The sequence below is a fragment of the Streptomyces sp. NPDC051214 genome (genome assembly GCF_040682375.1).
Taxonomy (GTDB): Bacteria; Actinomycetota; Actinomycetes; order Streptomycetales; family Streptomycetaceae; genus Streptomyces.
On record NZ_JBFBAT010000025.1, the window covers coordinates 48,372 to 65,947 of the forward strand.

The following is a 17,576-nucleotide window of genomic DNA, read 5'->3' on the forward strand; positions in this document are numbered from 1 at the left end:
CGCTACTTGCCGATCCCGAGGCCCGTACCGCTCAGCCGCACCCGGATGCCGTCCTGCTGCACGCTGACGTCCTGCAGCCAGACGTTGCCCTTGCCCGGCAGCTTCGGCAGCTGGAAGGCGAGCGTAAGGCGGTCGGTGAGGACGGGGCGGGTGAGCTCGGAGAGGCCCTTGAGGAGACCCGGGTCCAGGCCCAGCTTCTTCAGGAGCTCGGGGTGGCCCATGGCGACGTCGATGAGGTTCAGGCCCATCACGTCGTTGATGAAGCGCGGAGATCCGACGAGGTCGTGGAGCTTGGTGTCGCTCTTCAGGGCACCGCTGACCACGGAGTCCGGGACGCCGAGCCGCTTGACGATCGACGGCACGGAGAGCAGCGCCTTCGCCTTGGCGGTCTCCTCGGCGAGGCGGTCCGCGGACTTCTTGCTGAGGTGCAGGCCCTCGGAGTCGCGGGTGCCGGGCCGGTAGGTCGCCAGGTCGCCGATCTGCAGGCTCATCCTGCCGATGTCGGTGGAGATGCCGCGGTCGCCGTTGCGCTGGATGCGGGCGTCCGCGCGCAGCTTCAGGTCGTGGCCCGCGACGGGCAGCGTGCCGCGGGCGAGGACCTGGTCGCCGCCGTGACCGGTGAACGTGACCTGCGACGCGCCCAGTTCACGGTTCAGGTCGTCGAAGGAGAGCAGCACCTCGCCCTTCATCTCGCGGATGAGGGCGCCCTTGATGTCGGTGGGCCCGTCGCCGGTGATCGTCACGTCCTCGGCGGTGGCGGAGACCTGGGCGAGCGAGATCCGGTCGGCCGCGACGTCCGGGACGGTGACCTTGACCTTGTCGACGCGCTTGTCGACGACCTGGGTCAGGAAGGGGAAGCCCTCGATGTCGACCTCGGGCGTGGCGCTCAGGTGCAGGGTGTCCTTGAGCTTCTGGGCGGCCTCGTGCTCGGCGTAGAGCAGGGCCCAGCGGTCACCGAGACCGAGGAAGGCGGTGGCGACCAGGAGCGCCACCAGGGCCTTCGCGGCGAGCGGGAGCCCGGCGAACCGGTTCACGCGGCGGCGGCTGCCGCGGCGGTGGTTCGGGGGCTGCCAGGGGGCCTCGGCCTTGCCGGCGCCGGCTGCGCTGTCGTCGTCGTCCGTGTCGCGGAGGAAGTCCTCCAGCGGGTTCGGCGAGGCGAGGGCGCCGAGCTCCTCGTACGGGTTGAGCGGGGCGGTCGTCTCGACCGCCGCTGGAGCTGCTTCGGGGGGAACCGATTCGGCGTGCCAACCATCAGACGGATGAGCCTGGTTGTGATCGGGCGGAAGCGTGGCTATGCGGTGGGGGGAACGCATCAGCTGATTTCACCATACGTTCACACCCCACCCCAAGCCTTACGCCCAGTAACCACCGATTTAGGCCAGCTTCTGAGCGCGTCTGTTAACGCGTCATTCACTTCACGATGGTGACCCTGTCCGCCTTGGGCGGCGCGATCGGCTTGTCCGCCGAGGAGTTGGCGGTCAGGTAGTCGTTGAACGCCTTCAGGTCGTCGCTGCCGACCAGCGGCTTCGTGCCCTTGCCGAGCTCACCGAAGCCGTCGCCGCCGCCCGCGAGGAAGGAGTTCATCGCCACACGATAGGTGGCGGCCGGATCGATCGCCTTGCCGCCCAGCTTGATCGAGTCGGTGACCACGCGGTCGGCGCCGGACTTCGTCATGTCGAGCGTGTAGGTCAGGCCGTCCGAGATCTGCAGAATCTTCGGCGATGCCTCGTTCGACCCGCTCACCTGCTGCTTGAGGCCGGTGATCAGCTGCGCGCCGGTCAGGTCGACGAGGTTGACGGTGTTGCTGAACGGCTGGACGGTGAAGCCCTCGCCGTACGTGACGACGCCGTCGCCCTCGCTCCCGCTCGCCTTGTGGACGAGGTCGGAGCGGATGCCGCCGGGGTTCATCAGCGCCAGGTCCGTCTCGGGGTCGAGCGACTTGCCGTGCGCGAGCTGCGCGTCCGCGATCAGGTCGCCGAGCGGCGCCTCGGGCGCTGAGGCGCCACGGCCGGGGATGTCGGCGGAGATGTAGCCGACCGGCTTGTTGGCGACGGGCTCGGCCAGCTTGTTCCAGCGCCCGATGAGCGAGGTCATGTCCTTGGCCTTGGCCTGCTCACGGCTGACGACGTGATTCGCCGACTTCGCCGACTTCACCGACGTACGGACGATGTCCTTCGTCTTGCGGTCGTACGTGAGCGTCGTGTCCGTGTAGAGCTTCCCGTAGGACGAGGCCGACGTGACCATGCGGGGCTTGCCCGACGGGTCGGGGATGGTGCAGACGTACGCGGAGTGCGTGTGCCCGGTGACCAGGGCGTCGACCTTGGGCGATATGCCCTTGGCGATGGTGGTGATCGGTCCCGAGATGCCGTCGCCCGCGCCCGGCGCGTCACAGTTGTAGTTGTACGTCTGGCTCGCGGGGGCGCCGCCCTCGTGGATGAGCGAGACGATCGACTTCACGCCCTGCTTGTCGAGGATCTTGGCGTACTTGTTGACCGTCTCGATCTCGTCGTGGAACTTCAGGCCCTTGACGCCGTCGGCGGAGACGATGTCGGGCGTGCCCTCGAGGGTCACGCCGATGAAGCCGACCTTGACGCCCTTGTGCTTCCACACCCAGTACGGCTTGAGGACGGGCTTGTCCGTCTTCTCGTCGGTCACGTTGGCCGCGAGGTAGGGGTAGTCGGCCCCCTTGAACTTCTTGCCCTTCTCGAAGCAGCCGTCCTTGGGGTGACAGCCGCCGTTCTGCATGCGGGCCAGCTCCTTGGCCCCCTCGTCGAACTCGTGGTTGCCGACGCTGGTGACGTCGAGGCCGAGCTTGTTCATCGCCTCGACCGTCGGCTCGTCGTGGAAGAGGCCGGACAGAAGCGGGCTCGCGCCGATCAGGTCACCGGCGGCGGCCGTGACGCTGTAGGGCTTCCCCTTGCGGGCCGTACGGAGGGACGTGGCGAGGTACTCGGCGCCGCCCGCGTCGATCTTCTTCTCGGTCCCGTCGGCCTGCTTCTCCGTCACCTGGCCCGAGGACCCGGCCGGGGGCTGCAGATTGCCGTGGAAGTCGTTGAAGGACAGCAGCTGCACGTCGACGGTGCGCTTCTTGCCCCCTGCTCCTCCCGCACCCGCCGCGTCCTGTCCGGCGGACTGCCCGGCGTTCGCGGGCAGCGCGGCCGCCAGCGCACCGATCGTGGCGAGACCGGCCGCGGCGGCGAGCACACGGGTGGCGCGGCGTCTTGGCCGACGCGGCTGAGGAGTGACTGGCACGTGTCCCCCTGGGAGAGATCTGAGACGGGCTGAGGGTGGTGAAACTCCGCGCAGCCTAAAGTCAACGCGCGTAGCGCAACAGGGGGTTACGGGTTACGAGGTGGTTGCCGTCGGGGGGCACACCGGGTGCGTTGCGGACACTTCGGATAGTTCGGACGACCGTGGGGGGCGTACGGGGGCGAAGCCGACCGGGTGCGGCGGCAGTGGCGCGTACGCCGTCGTGCACTCCCCCGCCAGCCGTGAGTACGTCCGTGATCTGCTGCTCGACCGGCCGCCGCCGTACCCTCGACTCCATGACTGACGAGCAGCAGCCTCCCGCCACCCTGCGGCAGATCGACACGGTCGCCGCCCTCACCTCCGACCAGGCCGACGCCGTGCTCGGGCTCATCGCGGAAGCGGCCCGCTCGGACGGCCAGCAGGCCGTGTCCGAGCAGGGGCGGCTGCAGCTGCGGGGAGGCGCGCGGGACGGGGTGCGGCATCTGCTGCTCGGCCTCGACGGCGAGCTCGTCGGGTACGCGCAGCTGGAGGACACCGACCCCATCGAGGCGCCGGCGGCCGAGCTCGTCGTGCACCCCGCGCACCGCGGCCGCGGGCACGGCCGGGCGCTTGGCACCGCGCTGCTCGCCGAGTCCGGCCGCCGGCTGCGGATCTGGGCGCACGGCGGCCACTCGGCCGCGCGGCACCTCGCGCAGGTCCTCGGCCTGACCCTGTTCCGCGAACTGCGCCAGATGCGACGCCCGTTGGGCGATCTCGACCTGCCCGCACCCGTCCTTCCCGAGGGTGTCTCCGTACGCCCCTTCGTCCCGGGTCAGGACGACGCGGCCTGGCTCGCGGTGAACGCCGACGCCTTCGCCCACCACCCCGAGCAGGGCTCGCTCACCCAGCGTGACCTGGACGACCGCAAGGCCGAGCCGTGGTTCGACCCGGCGGGCTTCTTCCTGGCCGAGAAGGACGGCGAGCTCGTCGGCTTCCACTGGACCAAGGTGCACGCGGACGAGGGCCTGGGCGAGGTGTACGTCCTCGGGGTGCGGTCGGGCGCGCAGGGCGGCGGCCTCGGCAAGGCGCTGACGACGATCGGCCTCGACCACCTCGCGGCGGCGGGCCTGCCGACCGCGATGCTGTACGTGGACGCGGACAACAAGGCGGCGGTGAGCGTCTATGAGCGGCTCGGGTTCGTCACGCACGAGACGGATCTGATGTACCGCACGGAGTCGTAGGCGTACCCGCGAGCGAACTTCCGCAGGGGCGGCGTCACTTGACGCCGCCCCTTTCTTGCACCACCCTTTCACTACTCAATTAGTGAAAGGGTGGTGCAAGGGCATGGTCGAGTTCCGTATCGACCGGCGCAGCGGCGTCGCCACCTATCTCCAGATCGTCCAGCAGACCCGACAGGCCCTGCGCCTTGGCCTGCTGGAACCGGGCGACAAGCTGCCCACGGCCCGCGAGGTCGTCGAGGCGACGGCCATCAACCCGAACACGGTCCTGAAGGCCTACCGCGAACTGGAACGCGAGGGCCTGGTCGAGGCCCGCCGCGGGCTCGGCACCTTCGTGCGGAAGTCGCTGGGCTCCACGCCCGCCGACTCACCGCTGCGCGGCGAGCTGAGCCAGTGGGCCGCCCGCGCCCGCGCCTCCGGTCTGGAGAGGGACGACGTCGCGGCGCTGTTCGGCGCCGTGCTGGAAGAGCAGTTCACCGAGGCAGAGCAGCATCCATCCAAGGGGGACCCCGCATGACCGACACCGCCATCGAGGCGGCCGCGCTGGCCAAGAGTTACGGGCGGCGGGGCCATGCCCTACTCGACTGCTCCTTCCGGCTGCCCGCCGGGAGGATCTGCGCGGTCGTCGGGCCCAACGGCGCGGGCAAGTCGACGCTGCTGGCCCTGGCCGCCGGGCTGTTGAGGCCGACCGGGGGCACGCTCACCGTGCTCGGCACCGACCCGGCCGCCGCGCGACAGCACCTCGCGTACGTCGCCCAGGACAAGCCGCTCTATCCGCAGCTCAGCATCGCCGACATCCTGCGTCTCGGCGCCGAGCTGAACCCGGGGCGCTGGGACGCGGGGCTCGCCGAGCGGGTCGTACGCGAGGGTGACTTGGACCCGAAGCTGCGCGTGCGGACGCTTTCCGGTGGCCAGCGCACCCGGGTCGCGCTCGCCCTCGCCCTCGGCAAGCGGGCCCAACTCCTGCTCCTGGACGAGCCGATGGCCGATCTCGATCCGCTGGCCCGGCATCAGCTGATGGGGACGCTGATGGCCGAGGCCGCCGAGCACGGCACCACCGTGGTGATGTCCTCGCACATCGTCGGCGAACTGGCCGACGCCTGCGATCACTTGCTGCTGATCTCCGGGGGCCGGGTGCGGCTCGGCGGGGGCATCGACGACCTCGTGGCCGCACACGCGCTGGTCACCGGGCGCCGGCCCGCCGAGGAGCTCGCCCCGCACACGGTCGTCGAATCCCGCGCCACCGGCCGCGGCCTGACCGCACTGATCCGCCCGGAGGGCGCGGTAACCGAAGGCTGGGACGTCGAAGAGCCTTCCCTGGAGGAACTGTTGCTGGCACATCTGCGCTCACCGGAAGCACCGGCACTCCTCACGCCGAGCACCGCACCCGCCGAGCGTCAGCGCGAGGTGACGGCATGAGCACCCCTCTCCTGCGCGGCTCCCGCTGGGCGGACGTCCGGCTGCACCGCGGCGCGCTGTGGACGGGGGTCGGCCTCGTCGTGCTCGCCGCCGTGGTGACGGGCTTTCTCCGCTGGGCGAATTACGCCTACCCCGAGCCGGCCGGCCCCTGCACCTCCAACGGCACCTGCGACACCTTCCTCGGCTTCTCCAGCGCCCGGACACTGCTGTACGAGTTCCTGAGGAACTACTCCCTGGGGATGCTCCTGATCCCCGCCCTGATAGGCGCCTTCGTCGCGGGCCCGGTCATCGCCCGCGAAATGGAGGCGGGTACCCACAAACTCGCCTGGACCCAGTCGGTGTCACCCGCGCGCTGGCTGATGTCGAAGCTCACGGTCTTCGCCGTCACGAGCGTGGCCGGCGGCCTCGCCCTGATGGCGGTCTTCTGGGGCGGCCGGTCCGGGATCGGCGGGATGTGGGACCTGGGGTGGGCCGACCGCGGCGTCTACGAGTCCATCGGCCCGGTCCTCATCGCGTACTGCCTGCTCGGCATCATGGTCGGCGCACTCGCCGGTCTCCTGGTGCGTCGCACACTGGTGGCGCTGGCCACCGGGGGCCTCGTCACCGGGCTCGTACTACTGCTCATGGGCAATGTGCGCTGGGAGCTGTTCCCGGTGAAGACCCTCTCCGGGCCCGCGTCGGGCACGTCCACGGAGTACACGATGCACGAGGTCCCCGTGGACTCCCTCATCATCGACATGGGGGTCCAGAACGCCGCCGGGGAACGCTTCCTCACCGGGCAGTGCTCCCCAGACCTGAAGGCCAGCTTCCCCTGCCCGTCCGACACCAAGGTCGCCGGCTGGTACGCCGACGTCCACCCCCATTCCCACTTCTGGTACGTCCAGTTGATCGAGACCGCCATCGTCCTCACCCTGGCCGCAGCAGCGACCTACGCCGCTTTCCGCGTCCTACGCCGCCGCGCCGCCTGAGTTGCGCATCGCCCCCGGACGTGTAGACGTCCGGGGGCCTCCCGCACATGTCCCGCACGTCATGTCGCCGTAACCAGTGATTCAGACTGGCTTGCGATCCTCGCTCAATGCAGCCCGCCGTGCCCGACCCTCCCCCCATGAACGGGAAGCTCGTCATCGCCCCGGCACTCTCCGACGCGCCCATCGGGGTCCCCGCGCGGAAGAATGGGGCCATGAGCCAGCCCAGCACGCAAGGTGTCCAGCACGCCCAGCCCTCCGTGGGCTCCATCGCCGCGCACCGCCCGCACACGCTGTCGGCGGCGGTGTCCGACCTCGACCCCGACATCGACGCCGATCTCGACGCGTACGACGAGGACGGCCAGGTGGGACACGACGGCCAGGAGCTGCCGCAGGGCCGTTTCCTGGACCGGGAGCGCAGCTGGCTCGCCTTCAACGAGCGCGTCCTCGAGCTCGCCGAGGACCCGAACACCCCGCTCCTCGAACGGGCCAATTTCCTGGCGATCTTCGCCTCGAACCTGGACGAGTTCTTCATGGTCCGGGTGGCTGGGCTGAAGCGGCGCATCGCGACCGGCGTCGCCACCCGTTCGGCCTCAGGCCTGCAGCCCCGCGAGGTCCTGGAGCTGATCTGGAACCGCTCCCGCGAGCTCATGGCCCGGCACGCCGCCTGCTACCAGGAGGACGTCGCCCCCGGCCTCGCCGACGAGGGCATCCACCTGGTCCGCTGGAACGAGCTGACCGAGAAGGAGCAGTCCCGCCTCTTCACGCTCTTCCGGCAGCAGATCTTCCCCGTCCTGACCCCCCTCGCGGTCGACCCGGCGCACCCCTTCCCGTACATCTCGGGGCTCTCGCTCAACCTCGCCGTGGTCGTGCGCAACCCGGTGTCGGGACACACTCACTTTGCTCGCGTGAAGGTGCCCCCGCTTCTCTCCCGCTTCCTTGAGGCCTCCCCGCAGCGTTACGTTCCCATCGAGGACGTCATCGCCGCTCCCGCGCACCTCGCGGAGCTGTTCCCGGGCATGGAGATCCAGGAGCACCACATGTTCCGCCTCACCCGGAACGAGGACCTGGAGGTGGAGGAGGACGACGCCGAGAATCTCCTCCAGGCCCTGGAGAAGGAGCTCATGCGGCGCCGCTTCGGGCCGCCGGTGCGCCTGGAGGTCGAGGAGTCCATCGACCGCAACGTCCTGGACCTGCTCGTGCGCGAGCTGAAGATAAGCGAGGCCGAGGTCTATCCGCTGCCGGGCCCGCTCGACCTGACCGGGCTCTTCGGCATCGCGTCCCTGGACCGGCCCGAGCTGAAGTACCCGAAGTTCATCGCGGGCACCCACCGCGACCTCGCCGAGGTGGAGTCCGCGTCCGCGCCGGACATCTTCGCCGCCCTTCGCGAACGTGACGTACTCCTTCACCACCCGTACGACTCGTTCTCGACGTCCGTGCAGGCCTTCCTGGAGCAGGCGGCCGCCGACCCGGACGTCCTGGCGATCAAGCAGACGCTGTACCGGACCTCGGGCGACTCCCCCATAGTCGACGCTCTGATCGACGCCGCCGAGTCGGGCAAGCAGGTGCTCGTCCTGGTCGAGATCAAGGCACGTTTCGACGAGCAGGCCAACATCAAGTGGGCGCGGAAGCTGGAAGAAGCGGGCTGCCATGTCGTCTACGGCCTGGTCGGCCTGAAGACGCACTGCAAGCTGTCGCTCGTCGTCCGCCAGGAGGGCGACACCCTGGTCCGCTACTCCCACGTGGGCACGGGCAACTACCACCCCAAGACCGCCCGGCTCTACGAGGACCTGGGGCTGCTCACCGCCAAGCAGGAGGTGGGCGCCGACCTGTCCGACCTCTTCAACAGGCTCTCGGGGTACTCGCGGCGCGAGACCTACCGCCGCCTCCTGGTCGCCCCCAAGTCCCTGCGCGACGGCCTCATCTCGCGCATCGACAAGGAGATCCAGCACCACCGGGCGGGCCGTCCCGCCTATGTGCGCATCAAGGTCAACTCGATGGTCGACGAGGCGGTCGTGGACTCGCTCTACCGCGCCTCGCAGGCCGGTGTGCCGGTGGACGTGTGGGTACGCGGGATCTGCGCGGTGCGGCCCGGGGTCGTGGGGCTCTCGGAGACGATCCGGGTGCGCTCGGTGCTCGGCCGCTTCCTGGAGCACTCCCGGGTCTTCGCCTTCGGCAACGCGGGCGAACCCGAGGTGTGGATCGGCAGCGCCGACATGATGCACCGCAACCTCGACCGACGTATCGAGGCACTGGTCAGGGTCACCGACCCGGCACACCGGGCGGCACTGAGCCGGCTCCTGGAGACCGGCATGTCGGACACCACCGCCTCCTGGCACCTGGGCGCGGACGGCAACTGGACCCGGCACGCGCTGGATCCGGAGGGCCAGCCCCTGCGGAACGTACAGGAGATGCTCATTGACGCCCGGAGGCGCCGGCGTGGCACAGCTAAACCATGAGACGACGACAGGCGACGTCCTGTCGGCCTATCTGCAGGGCCAGGCCACGGAGTTCCTGCGCTCGCTGCGGCTGCACCGCGAGTCCTCGACGGACGCGCAGGGGGCGGAGGAGTCCCTGGAGGCGGCCCGCGCCCTGCGCCGCGCCGCCCGCCGCATCGGCGGCACCCTGCACACCTTCCGCCCCCTGCTCGACCAGGAGTGGGCGGCGGGGATGCGCCCCGAACTGGCGTGGCTGTCCGGCACGTTGGCGCGGGAACACGCCTTCGCAACCCGCCTGGAACGCCTCCTGGACGCCTTGCACCGCCTTTCGGGTACGCCGGGGGTGCCGATGCCTGCCCACCCGGCTGTGGGCAGCACGCCCGCAGGCGCACACCCCACCCAGGCCGCCCCGGCTGTGGGCAGGCGTTCCGCAAGGCGGAACGGGTGGGCACAGCCCACGATGCCGGGTGCGGATGAAACACAGGGCGGGACTCCAAGGGGCCTGACGGTAGGCGCAGCCAAGGCCGCAGCGTTGCTGGAACGGCAGCTCACCCTGGCGCGGACCAGGGCGCACTCAGCCGCGCTGCAAGCCTTCGGCTCCTCCCGCTTCCACGCCGTGGCGGACAACGTCGCCGTACTGGCGAGCGAGGTCCCCCTGGCCCAGGCGACGGAGGACCTGAAGCCCCTGGCGGCGCAGGCCGAGGAGAACCTGGCCGAAGCCATCGCCGCCCTCCCTCTGGGCCAGGCAGGCCACCCGTACAACGCGGAAGCGCTGACGCACGGCCTCGCGGCGAGCGAGGCCCCCGAGGCGCAGGACGCCCCCTGGCTCACGACCCGCGCCCTCCTGCGCCTGCACAGGTACGCCCAGGAAGTCCTCACCGGCAGCCAGGGCGAGGACCTGCGCCTCGCGGAAGCCGGGCGCGCGCTCGACCGCCACCGCGAGGCCGCGGACGCCGCGTCGGCCGCGGCGACGGCCGCCCGCACCCCCCGCATCGCCCCGGCGACCGCGTACGCCCTCGGTGTCCTGCACGCCGACCAGCGCCACGAGGTGGAAGCGGCCCGCTTCGCCTTCCACCAGGCCTGGCTCCGGGAGACGGAGGGGGCGAGTACCCGGTGACGCGCCCCGAGGGCGAGGTCGTCCGCGCCGCGGGCTGCGTCCTGTGGCGTCACTCCCCCTATGACGGCCGCCTGGAGATCTGCCTGGTCCACCGGCCGAAGTACGACGACTGGTCGCACCCCAAGGGCAAGCTGAAGCGAGCCGAAACTCCCCTGGCCGGCGCCCTGCGCGAGGTCGAGGAGGAGACCGGCCACCGCTGCGACCCCGGCGCCCGGCTCCCCACGGTCCGCTATCTGGCCCAGGGCCGCCCCAAGGAGGTCAGCTACTGGGCGGCCGAGGCGACGGGCGGCCACTTCGCGCCGAACAGCGAGGTCGACCGCATCCTGTGGCTCTCGCCGATCGCGGCCCGCAACCGCCTCACCCAGCCCCGCGACCAGCAGCTGGTCGACGCCCTGCTCGGCGTTCTCAACGTGGCGTGACAGATCCACCACGTACCGTGACACCCTGCCTAACCAGGCCGACCGCCGAGGTTCACCCGCCGTTCACTCATGCCCATCGGCCGCTTCACCTGCCCTGCCTAATTTCAGCCTTACAACACAACGTACGACCGCAGGACAGAACGACCGCAGCACCGGAACGACGAAGACCTCGCACGCCGCCAGCACAGGGCCGGCGGCTCCCGGAAGGAAGACCCGAAAGTGAAGCTTCAGCGCAAGAACCGGCTCCGCGCCCTCTCCCTCGGCGCCCTCGCCGTCTCCGGCGCCCTGGCCCTCACGGCGTGCGGCTCCGACGACACGAGTGGCGGCAGCGGTGGCACCGGCAAGGAGACCAACGCCAACGCCAACATCAAGTGTGACGACGCCAAGGGTCAGCTCGCGGCCTCCGGTTCGTCCGCGCAGAAGAACGCGATCGACGCCTGGCGCAAGGTCTACTCGACCACCTGCAAGGACGTTCAGCTGAACTACAACCCGACGGGCTCCGGCGCCGGCATCACCGCGTTCATGCAGGGCCAGACCGCCTTCGCGGGCTCCGACTCGGCGCTGAAGCCCGAGGAGATCGCGGCGTCGAAGAAGGTCTGCAAGAACAGCCAGGCCATCGACCTGCCGATGGTCGGCGGCCCGATCGCCGTCGGTTACAACGTGCCCGGCGTGGACAACCTCGTCCTGGACGCCGAGACCCTCGCCAAGATCTTCGACGACAAGATCAAGACGTGGGACGACAAGGCGATCAAGAAGCTGAACCCCGACGCCAAGCTGCCCAAGACCAAGATCCAGGCGTTCCACCGCTCCGACGAGTCCGGCACCACGGACAACTTCACCAAGTACCTCAAGGGCGCGGCCCCCTCCGCCTGGTCGTACGAGCCCGGCAAGTCCTGGGAGGCCAAGGGCGGCCAGTCCGCCAACGGCTCCTCCGGTGTCGCGGGCCAGGTCAAGCAGACCGCCGGCGCCATCTCCTACTTCGAACTCTCCTACGCCTCCGACGGCATCAACACGGTCGACCTGCAGACCGACGCCAAGGAGCCGGTGAAGGCGACCGTCGACAACGCCTCCAAGGCCATCTCCGAGGCCAAGGTCGTCGGCAAGGGCAACGACCTCGCCCTCGAGCTCAACTACAAGCCCACCGCCGAGGGCGCGTACCCGATCACCCTGGTGACGTACGAGGTCCTGTGCGAGAAGGGCAACAAGGCCGAGACCCTCGCCGCGACCAAGTCCTTCCTGACCTACATCGCCAGCGAGGACGGCCAGAACGTCCTCAAGGAGAACGACTACGCGCCGATCCCGGCCGAGATCATCTCCAAGGTCCGCACGACCGTCGCGGGCCTGAGCTAGTCGAACCGAGTGCGGCCGGCCCCGTTTTTCCGGGCCGGCCGCACCGTCCGGTGCACCGCCGCCAGGAGCAACTCCCGCTGAAGAAGCGGTGGTCGGCTCCGCAGACCGGAGAATCCCATGGATATACCAAGCAGTACGACAGCACCCCCACCCCTCAACGACGTGAAGCCCTCGGGCATCACCCCCAAGAGCCCCCGCCGCGGCGCGACCCGCCCCGGCGACCGGATCTTCCTCGGTCTCTCGCGCGGCTCCGGCATCACGCTCCTCGTGATCATGGCCGCCATCGCGGCGTTCCTGACCTACCGCGCGACGCTGGCCCTCGCGGACAACACGGGCAACTTCCTCACCACCTTCGAGTGGGACCCGGCCGGTGCCACCACCGGCGGCAAGCCGTTCTTCGGCATCGCGGTCCTGGTCTTCGGCACCGTGGTGAGCTCGGTGATCGCCCTGGTGATCGCCGTCCCCGTGGCCATCGGCATCGCGCTGTTCATCTCGCACTACGCGCCGCGCAAGCTGGCGACCCCCATCGCCTTCGTGATCGACCTGCTGGCCGCCGTGCCGTCGATCGTCTACGGCCTCTGGGGCGCCCTCGTGGTCGCGCCCAACCTGACCGGTCTCTACAGCTGGCTCGACGACTACTTCGGCTGGACCGGGATCTTCGAGTACCAGGGCGGCGCCCCGCGCTCCCTGATGACGGTCGGCATCCTGCTCGCCATCATGATCCTGCCGATCATCACGAACGTCAGCCGTGAGGTCTTCCTCCAGGTCCCGAAGATGCACGAGGAGGCCGCGCTCGCGCTCGGTGCCACGCGCTGGGAGACCATCCGCATGTCGGTGCTCCCCTTCGCCCGCTCGGGCGTCATCTCCGCCTCGATGCTGGGCCTTGGCCGCGCGCTCGGCGAGACGATCGCCGTCGCCACGGTGCTCTCCCCGACCTTCCTCATCAGCGCGTCCGTGCTCGACCCCGGCGGCGGCACCTTCGCGCAGAACATCGCCAGCAAGTTCAACGAGGCGACGGAGTACGGCCGTGACGCGCTCATCGCCTCCGGTCTGGTCCTCTTCATCATCACGCTGCTGGTCAACGGCGCGGCCCGAATGATCATCGCGCGCCGCAAGGAGTACTCGGGGGCCAACGCATGAGCGCCACCATCACCAAGCCCGCGAGCCTGCGGGGCGCCCGCCTGCCGCGCTGGACGCCGGCCGTCGTCGCGCTCGGCTCCGCCGCCGTCGCCGTCGGCATCGGCGTGGGGGCCGGCCTGGAGTCCCGTATCCAGTGGGGCCTGATCGCGGCCATCCTCTTCATCGGTGTCTCGTACGCCGCCGCGGTCACCGTCGAGGGCGGCCGGCAGGCCAAGGACCGCCTCGCCACTTCGCTGGTGTGGGTCATGTTCCTGCTGGCCGTGGTCCCGCTGGCCTCGCTGATCTACGAGACCGTCGAGCGCGGCTCGACCGTCTTCAACGGCTACTTCCTGACCCACTCCATGGGCGTGGTCGCGGACGACGAGCCCGGCGGCGGCATCTACCACGCGATCATCGGAACCCTGGAGCAGGTGCTCCTGGCCTCCGCCATCGCCGTGCCGATCGGCCTGCTCACCGCGATCTACCTCGTCGAGTACGGGCGCGGGAAGCTCGCCAAGGTCGTCACGTTCTTCGTGGACGTCATGACCGGCATCCCGTCGATCGTCGCGGGCCTGTTCGTCCTCAGCTTCTGGATCCTGATCCTGGGCTTCGACTTCTCCGGCTGGGCCGGCGCCATGGCGCTCGCCATCCTGATGATGCCGGTGATCGTGCGCTCCACGGAGGAGATGCTCAAGCTCGTCCCGAACGAGCTGCGGGAGGCGTCACTCGCCCTCGGCATCCCGAAGTGGCGGACCATCCTCAAGGTGGTCCTGCCCACCGCGATCGGCGGCATCACCACGGGCGTCATGCTCGCGGTCGCCCGTATCGCGGGCGAGACCGCGCCGGTGCTGCTCCTGGTCTGGGTGAACCCCATGATCAACACGAACCCGTTCGAGGGCTCGCAGGCCTCCCTGCCGCTGTACATCTACCAGCAGTACGGGGCCGGCAACCAGGCAGGTTACGACCGCGCCTGGGCGGCGGCGCTCGCCCTCATCGGCTTCATCATGATCCTCAACCTGGCGGCCCGCGGCGTAGCCCGCTGGAAGGCCCCCAAGACGGGCCGCTGACGCGGCCACATCAGCGACCCTCTCGTAATCCCCTTAAGGCAGTGATCCCCATGGCCAAGCGAATCGACGTATCGGGCCTGACCGCTTATTACAGCTCCCACAAGGCCATCGAGGACATCTCGATGACCGTGGAGCCCCGCTCCGTGACGGCCTTCATCGGCCCCTCCGGCTGCGGCAAGTCCACCTTCCTGCGCACCCTCAACCGCATGCACGAGGTCACCACCGGTGGCCGCGTCGAGGGCAAGGTGCTCCTGGACGACGAGGACCTCTACGGCCCCGGTGTCGACCCGGTCGCCGTGCGCCGCACCATCGGCATGGTGTTCCAGCGCCCCAACCCGTTCCCGACGATGTCGATCTTCGACAACGTGGCGGCGGGCCTGCGGCTCAACGGCTCGTACAAGAAGAGCGAGCTGAACAACATCGTCGAGAAGTCCCTCAAGGGCGCCAACCTCTGGAACGAGGTCAAGGACCGCCTGAACAAGCCCGGCTCCGGCCTCTCCGGCGGCCAGCAGCAGCGTCTGTGCATCGCGCGTGCCATCGCGGTGGAGCCCCAGGTGCTCCTGATGGACGAGCCCTGCTCGGCCCTGGACCCGATCTCCACGCTCGCGATCGAGGACCTGATCGGCGAGCTGAAGGAGCGCTTCACGATCGTCATCGTGACGCACAACATGCAGCAGGCGGCGCGCGTCTCGGACCGCACGGCCTTCTTCAACCTCGCGGCGGTCGGCCAGCCCGGCAAGCTCGTCGAGATCGACGAGACGGAACGGATCTTCTCCAACCCGTCGGTCCAGGCGACCGAGGACTACATCTCGGGCCGCTTCGGATAGTTCCGGCAGAGCACAGACTCCCCGCGGTGCTGCATGGCGGTGCCACCGCAGGGGCAACAAGAAAGGCCCGCCCCCTGGCTCCCGGGGGGCGGGCTTTTCCGTGCGTCGAGGTGCGCCCCGACAGGGGCGCGGGGAACTGCGCGACCAGCCACAGCGGCCCCGCAGCCAAAGAACTACAAGAACGCCAGGTTCACGAGCCAGAAACTCAGCGCAGCGACAATAGCCGCGGCCGGCATCGTGATGAACCAGCCCAGGATGATGTTCTTGGCGACACCCCACCGCACCGCGTTCACCCGCTTCGTGGCCCCCACACCCATGATCGCGGAAGTGATCACGTGTGTGGTGGAGATCGGCGCGTGGAACATGAAAGCGGTGGTGAACATGATGCCCGCGCCGGTGGTCTCCGCGGCGAATCCCTGCGGCGGGTCCAGCTCGATGATCTTGCGTCCGAGCGTCCGCATGATGCGCCAGCCACCCGCGTACGTACCGGCGGAGAGCATCAGCGCACAGGCGATCTTGACCCAGATCGGAATGGGCGCGTCGGCGTCCTGCACATCGGAGATGACCAGGGCCATCACCACGATGCCCATGGTCTTCTGCGCATCCTGCAGGCCGTGTCCGAGCGCCATTCCGGCCGCCGAGACCGTCTGCGCGATGCGGAATCCGCGCTTGGCCTTGTGCGGGTTGGACTTCCGGAACATCCACATGATCGCGCACATCACCAGATAACCGGCGACGAGACCGACAAGGGGCGAGATGAACATCGGAATGACGACCTTGTCGAGCACTCCGGACCAGATCACCCCGATACCACCGGCGAGCGCGGCTCCGACCATTCCACCGAAAAGGGCATGGGACGAGGAGGAAGGAAGCCCGAAATACCAGGTGATGAGGTTCCATACGATGGCGCCCACCAGGGCGGCAAAGAGGATCCACATTCCCTTGTTGCCTTCGGGCGTCTCGATCAGGCCCTTGCTCACCGTCTTGGCGACGCCGCTGCCCATGAAGGCACCGGCGAGGTTCATGACGGCGGCCATCGCGAGTGCCGCGCGAGGCGTCAGCGCACGCGTGGAAACGGAAGTGGCAATGGCGTTCGCAGAGTCGTGAAAGCCATTCGTATACGTAAATCCGAGCGCGACGCCGATGGTCACGACCAAAGCAAAGGTGTCCATGGAGAGGCCTCAGGACTCCTTGACCGCGATGGTCTCCACCGTGTTCGCGACATGCTCGAACGCGTCGGCCGCCTCTTCGAGCACGTCGACGATCTGCTTCAGCTTCAGCACCTCTATGGCGTCGTACTTGCCGTTGAAGAGCTGGGCGAGAAGCTTGCGGTGGATCTGGTCGGCCTGGTTCTCCAGACGGTTGACCTCGATCCAGTACTCGGTGAGGTTGGACATCGTCCGCAGATTGGGCATGGCCTCCGCCGTGAGTTCGGCGGCCCGCGCGAGCACCTCGATCTGCTGCTCGACGCCCTTGGGGAGTTCCTCGACCTGATAAAGGACGACCAGGTCGACGGCCTCCTCCATGAAGTCCATGATGTCGTCGAGGGACGAGGCCAGGTTGTAGATGTCCTCGCGGTCGAAAGGCGTGATGAAGGAGGAGTTCAGCTGGTGGAAGATCGCGTGGGTAGCGTCATCTCCAGCGTGCTCCGCGGCCCGCATACGCTCTGCGATCTCGGCTCGGGCGGAGGCGTCAGCCCCGAGCAGTTCCATCAGGAGCTTCGAGCCCGTGACAATGTTGTCCGCGGATGCGGCGAACATGTCGTAGAAGCTCGTCTCCCTGGGGGTCAGACGAAAGCGCACGTGGGGTCCTCGGGGTGCTTTGGATTCGGTCAGGCTGATGCTAGGCGCATCATCCGGCCACGGCTAACCGGCCAGACCCCAGTGTCGCCCATCAGGCACAGTGATCAGCACGCCCCCCGAGCAATCGAGTATCCTATACCCACTAGGGGTATAGGAAGCCAGGCGAGCCAGTGGCTTTTCCTATCACTGCCCAGCGAAGTGACTGTCCAAGCAGGAGGACGCGATGACGACCACCGATGCGGCCGGTGTGGCCATGAACACCGAAGCGCCCTCCGAGCCCGGCCACGACCAGGGCGTCCACGGCTACCACAAGCAGAAGGACGAGCACCTCAAGCGGCTGCGCCGCATCGAGGGACAGGTCCGCGGCCTGCAGCGGATGGTCGAGGAAGACACCTACTGCATCGACATACTCACCCAGGTCTCCGCCGGCACGAAGGCCCTGCAGTCCTTCGCCCTCCAGCTCCTTGAGGAGCACCTGCGGCACTGCGTGGCGGACGCGGCGGTCAAGGGCGGCGACGAGATCGACGCGAAGGTCGAGGAAGCCACCAAGGCCATCGCCCGCATGATGCGCACCTGATTCCTTCGCG

The 17,576-nt window shown here is 69.0% G+C and carries 16 protein-coding genes; 12 read left to right on the plus strand and 4 right to left on the minus strand.

The features are described from left to right. Positions 1 to 2: 2 nt before the first annotated feature. On the minus strand, positions 3 to 1,313 hold the full coding sequence (locus AB0M70_RS40540) for a DUF2993 domain-containing protein (RefSeq protein ID WP_365828601.1): 1,311 nt from the start codon (positions 1,311 to 1,313) through the stop codon (positions 3 to 5). A gap of 97 nt (positions 1,314 to 1,410) precedes the next feature. Beyond that, a complete protein-coding gene (locus AB0M70_RS40545; protein ID WP_365828603.1) occupies positions 1,411 to 3,252 on the minus strand; it encodes a bifunctional metallophosphatase/5'-nucleotidase in 1,842 nt (613 codons plus the stop codon). Between the two features lie 293 nt (positions 3,253 to 3,545). Between AB0M70_RS40545 and mshD the strand changes: the two genes are divergently transcribed. The 11 genes from mshD to pstB all read left to right on the plus strand — a co-directional run bounded on the left by mshD (position 3,546) and on the right by pstB (position 15,187). Then, on the plus strand, positions 3,546 to 4,469 hold the full coding sequence (gene mshD / locus AB0M70_RS40550) for a mycothiol synthase (RefSeq protein ID WP_365828605.1): 924 nt from the start codon (positions 3,546 to 3,548) through the stop codon (positions 4,467 to 4,469). Positions 4,470 to 4,572: 103 nt separating this feature from the next. Then, on the plus strand, positions 4,573 to 4,983 hold the full coding sequence (locus AB0M70_RS40555; RefSeq protein ID WP_365828607.1) for a GntR family transcriptional regulator: 411 nt from the start codon (positions 4,573 to 4,575) through the stop codon (positions 4,981 to 4,983). Further along, on the plus strand, positions 4,980 to 5,885 hold the full coding sequence (locus AB0M70_RS40560; RefSeq protein ID WP_365828609.1) for an ABC transporter ATP-binding protein: 906 nt from the start codon (positions 4,980 to 4,982) through the stop codon (positions 5,883 to 5,885). Before AB0M70_RS40555 ends, AB0M70_RS40560 begins: the two co-directional genes overlap by 4 nt. Continuing rightward, positions 5,882 to 6,853 (plus strand): ABC transporter permease, encoded by a 972-nt coding sequence (locus AB0M70_RS40565; RefSeq protein ID WP_365828611.1) that lies wholly within the window; start codon positions 5,882 to 5,884, stop codon positions 6,851 to 6,853. Before AB0M70_RS40560 ends, AB0M70_RS40565 begins: the two co-directional genes overlap by 4 nt. Before the next feature lie 212 nt (positions 6,854 to 7,065). Continuing rightward, positions 7,066 to 9,309, plus strand: a complete 2,244-nt coding sequence (locus AB0M70_RS40570) for an RNA degradosome polyphosphate kinase (protein ID WP_365828613.1) — start codon at positions 7,066 to 7,068, stop codon at positions 9,307 to 9,309. After that, positions 9,290 to 10,405 carry a CHAD domain-containing protein gene (locus tag AB0M70_RS40575; RefSeq protein WP_365828615.1) on the plus strand — a complete coding sequence of 372 codons (1,116 nt, stop codon included), beginning with the start codon at positions 9,290 to 9,292 and terminating at the stop codon, positions 10,403 to 10,405. The genes AB0M70_RS40570 and AB0M70_RS40575 overlap by 20 nt, the downstream gene beginning before the upstream one ends. After that, complete coding sequence (locus AB0M70_RS40580) at positions 10,402 to 10,824, plus strand: NUDIX hydrolase (protein WP_365828617.1); 423 nt, start codon at positions 10,402 to 10,404, stop codon at positions 10,822 to 10,824. The genes AB0M70_RS40575 and AB0M70_RS40580 overlap by 4 nt, the downstream gene beginning before the upstream one ends. 219 nt (positions 10,825 to 11,043) lie before the next feature. Continuing rightward, positions 11,044 to 12,174: a phosphate ABC transporter substrate-binding protein PstS gene (gene pstS, locus AB0M70_RS40585; protein WP_365828619.1), complete on the plus strand. Its 1,131-nt coding sequence runs from the start codon at positions 11,044 to 11,046 to the stop codon at positions 12,172 to 12,174. A 117-nt stretch (positions 12,175 to 12,291) separates the two neighbouring features. Continuing rightward, complete coding sequence (pstC, locus tag AB0M70_RS40590; protein ID WP_363213183.1) at positions 12,292 to 13,314, plus strand: phosphate ABC transporter permease subunit PstC; 1,023 nt, start codon at positions 12,292 to 12,294, stop codon at positions 13,312 to 13,314. Continuing rightward, positions 13,311 to 14,360: a phosphate ABC transporter permease PstA gene (gene pstA / locus AB0M70_RS40595; protein ID WP_363213184.1), complete on the plus strand. Its 1,050-nt coding sequence runs from the start codon at positions 13,311 to 13,313 to the stop codon at positions 14,358 to 14,360. Before pstC ends, pstA begins: the two co-directional genes overlap by 4 nt. Positions 14,361 to 14,410: 50 nt before the next feature. After that, on the plus strand, positions 14,411 to 15,187 hold the full coding sequence (gene pstB / locus AB0M70_RS40600) for a phosphate ABC transporter ATP-binding protein PstB (RefSeq protein ID WP_365828621.1): 777 nt from the start codon (positions 14,411 to 14,413) through the stop codon (positions 15,185 to 15,187). Between the two features lie 173 nt (positions 15,188 to 15,360). Here pstB and AB0M70_RS40605 read toward each other — a convergent pair whose 3' ends face one another. Together AB0M70_RS40605 and AB0M70_RS40610 are read right to left on the minus strand one after the other, a co-directional pair. Beyond that, positions 15,361 to 16,359 (minus strand): inorganic phosphate transporter, encoded by a 999-nt coding sequence (locus AB0M70_RS40605; RefSeq protein ID WP_363213186.1) that lies wholly within the window; start codon positions 16,357 to 16,359, stop codon positions 15,361 to 15,363. A 9-nt stretch (positions 16,360 to 16,368) separates the two neighbouring features. After that, positions 16,369 to 16,989 carry a DUF47 family protein gene (locus AB0M70_RS40610; RefSeq protein ID WP_363213187.1) on the minus strand — a complete coding sequence of 207 codons (621 nt, stop codon included), beginning with the start codon at positions 16,987 to 16,989 and terminating at the stop codon, positions 16,369 to 16,371. 223 nt (positions 16,990 to 17,212) lie between these two features. Between AB0M70_RS40610 and AB0M70_RS40615 the strand changes: the two genes are divergently transcribed. Beyond that, positions 17,213 to 17,566 (plus strand): metal-sensitive transcriptional regulator, encoded by a 354-nt coding sequence (locus AB0M70_RS40615; protein WP_365828624.1) that lies wholly within the window; start codon positions 17,213 to 17,215, stop codon positions 17,564 to 17,566. The last annotated feature ends 10 nt before the right edge of the window (positions 17,567 to 17,576 follow it).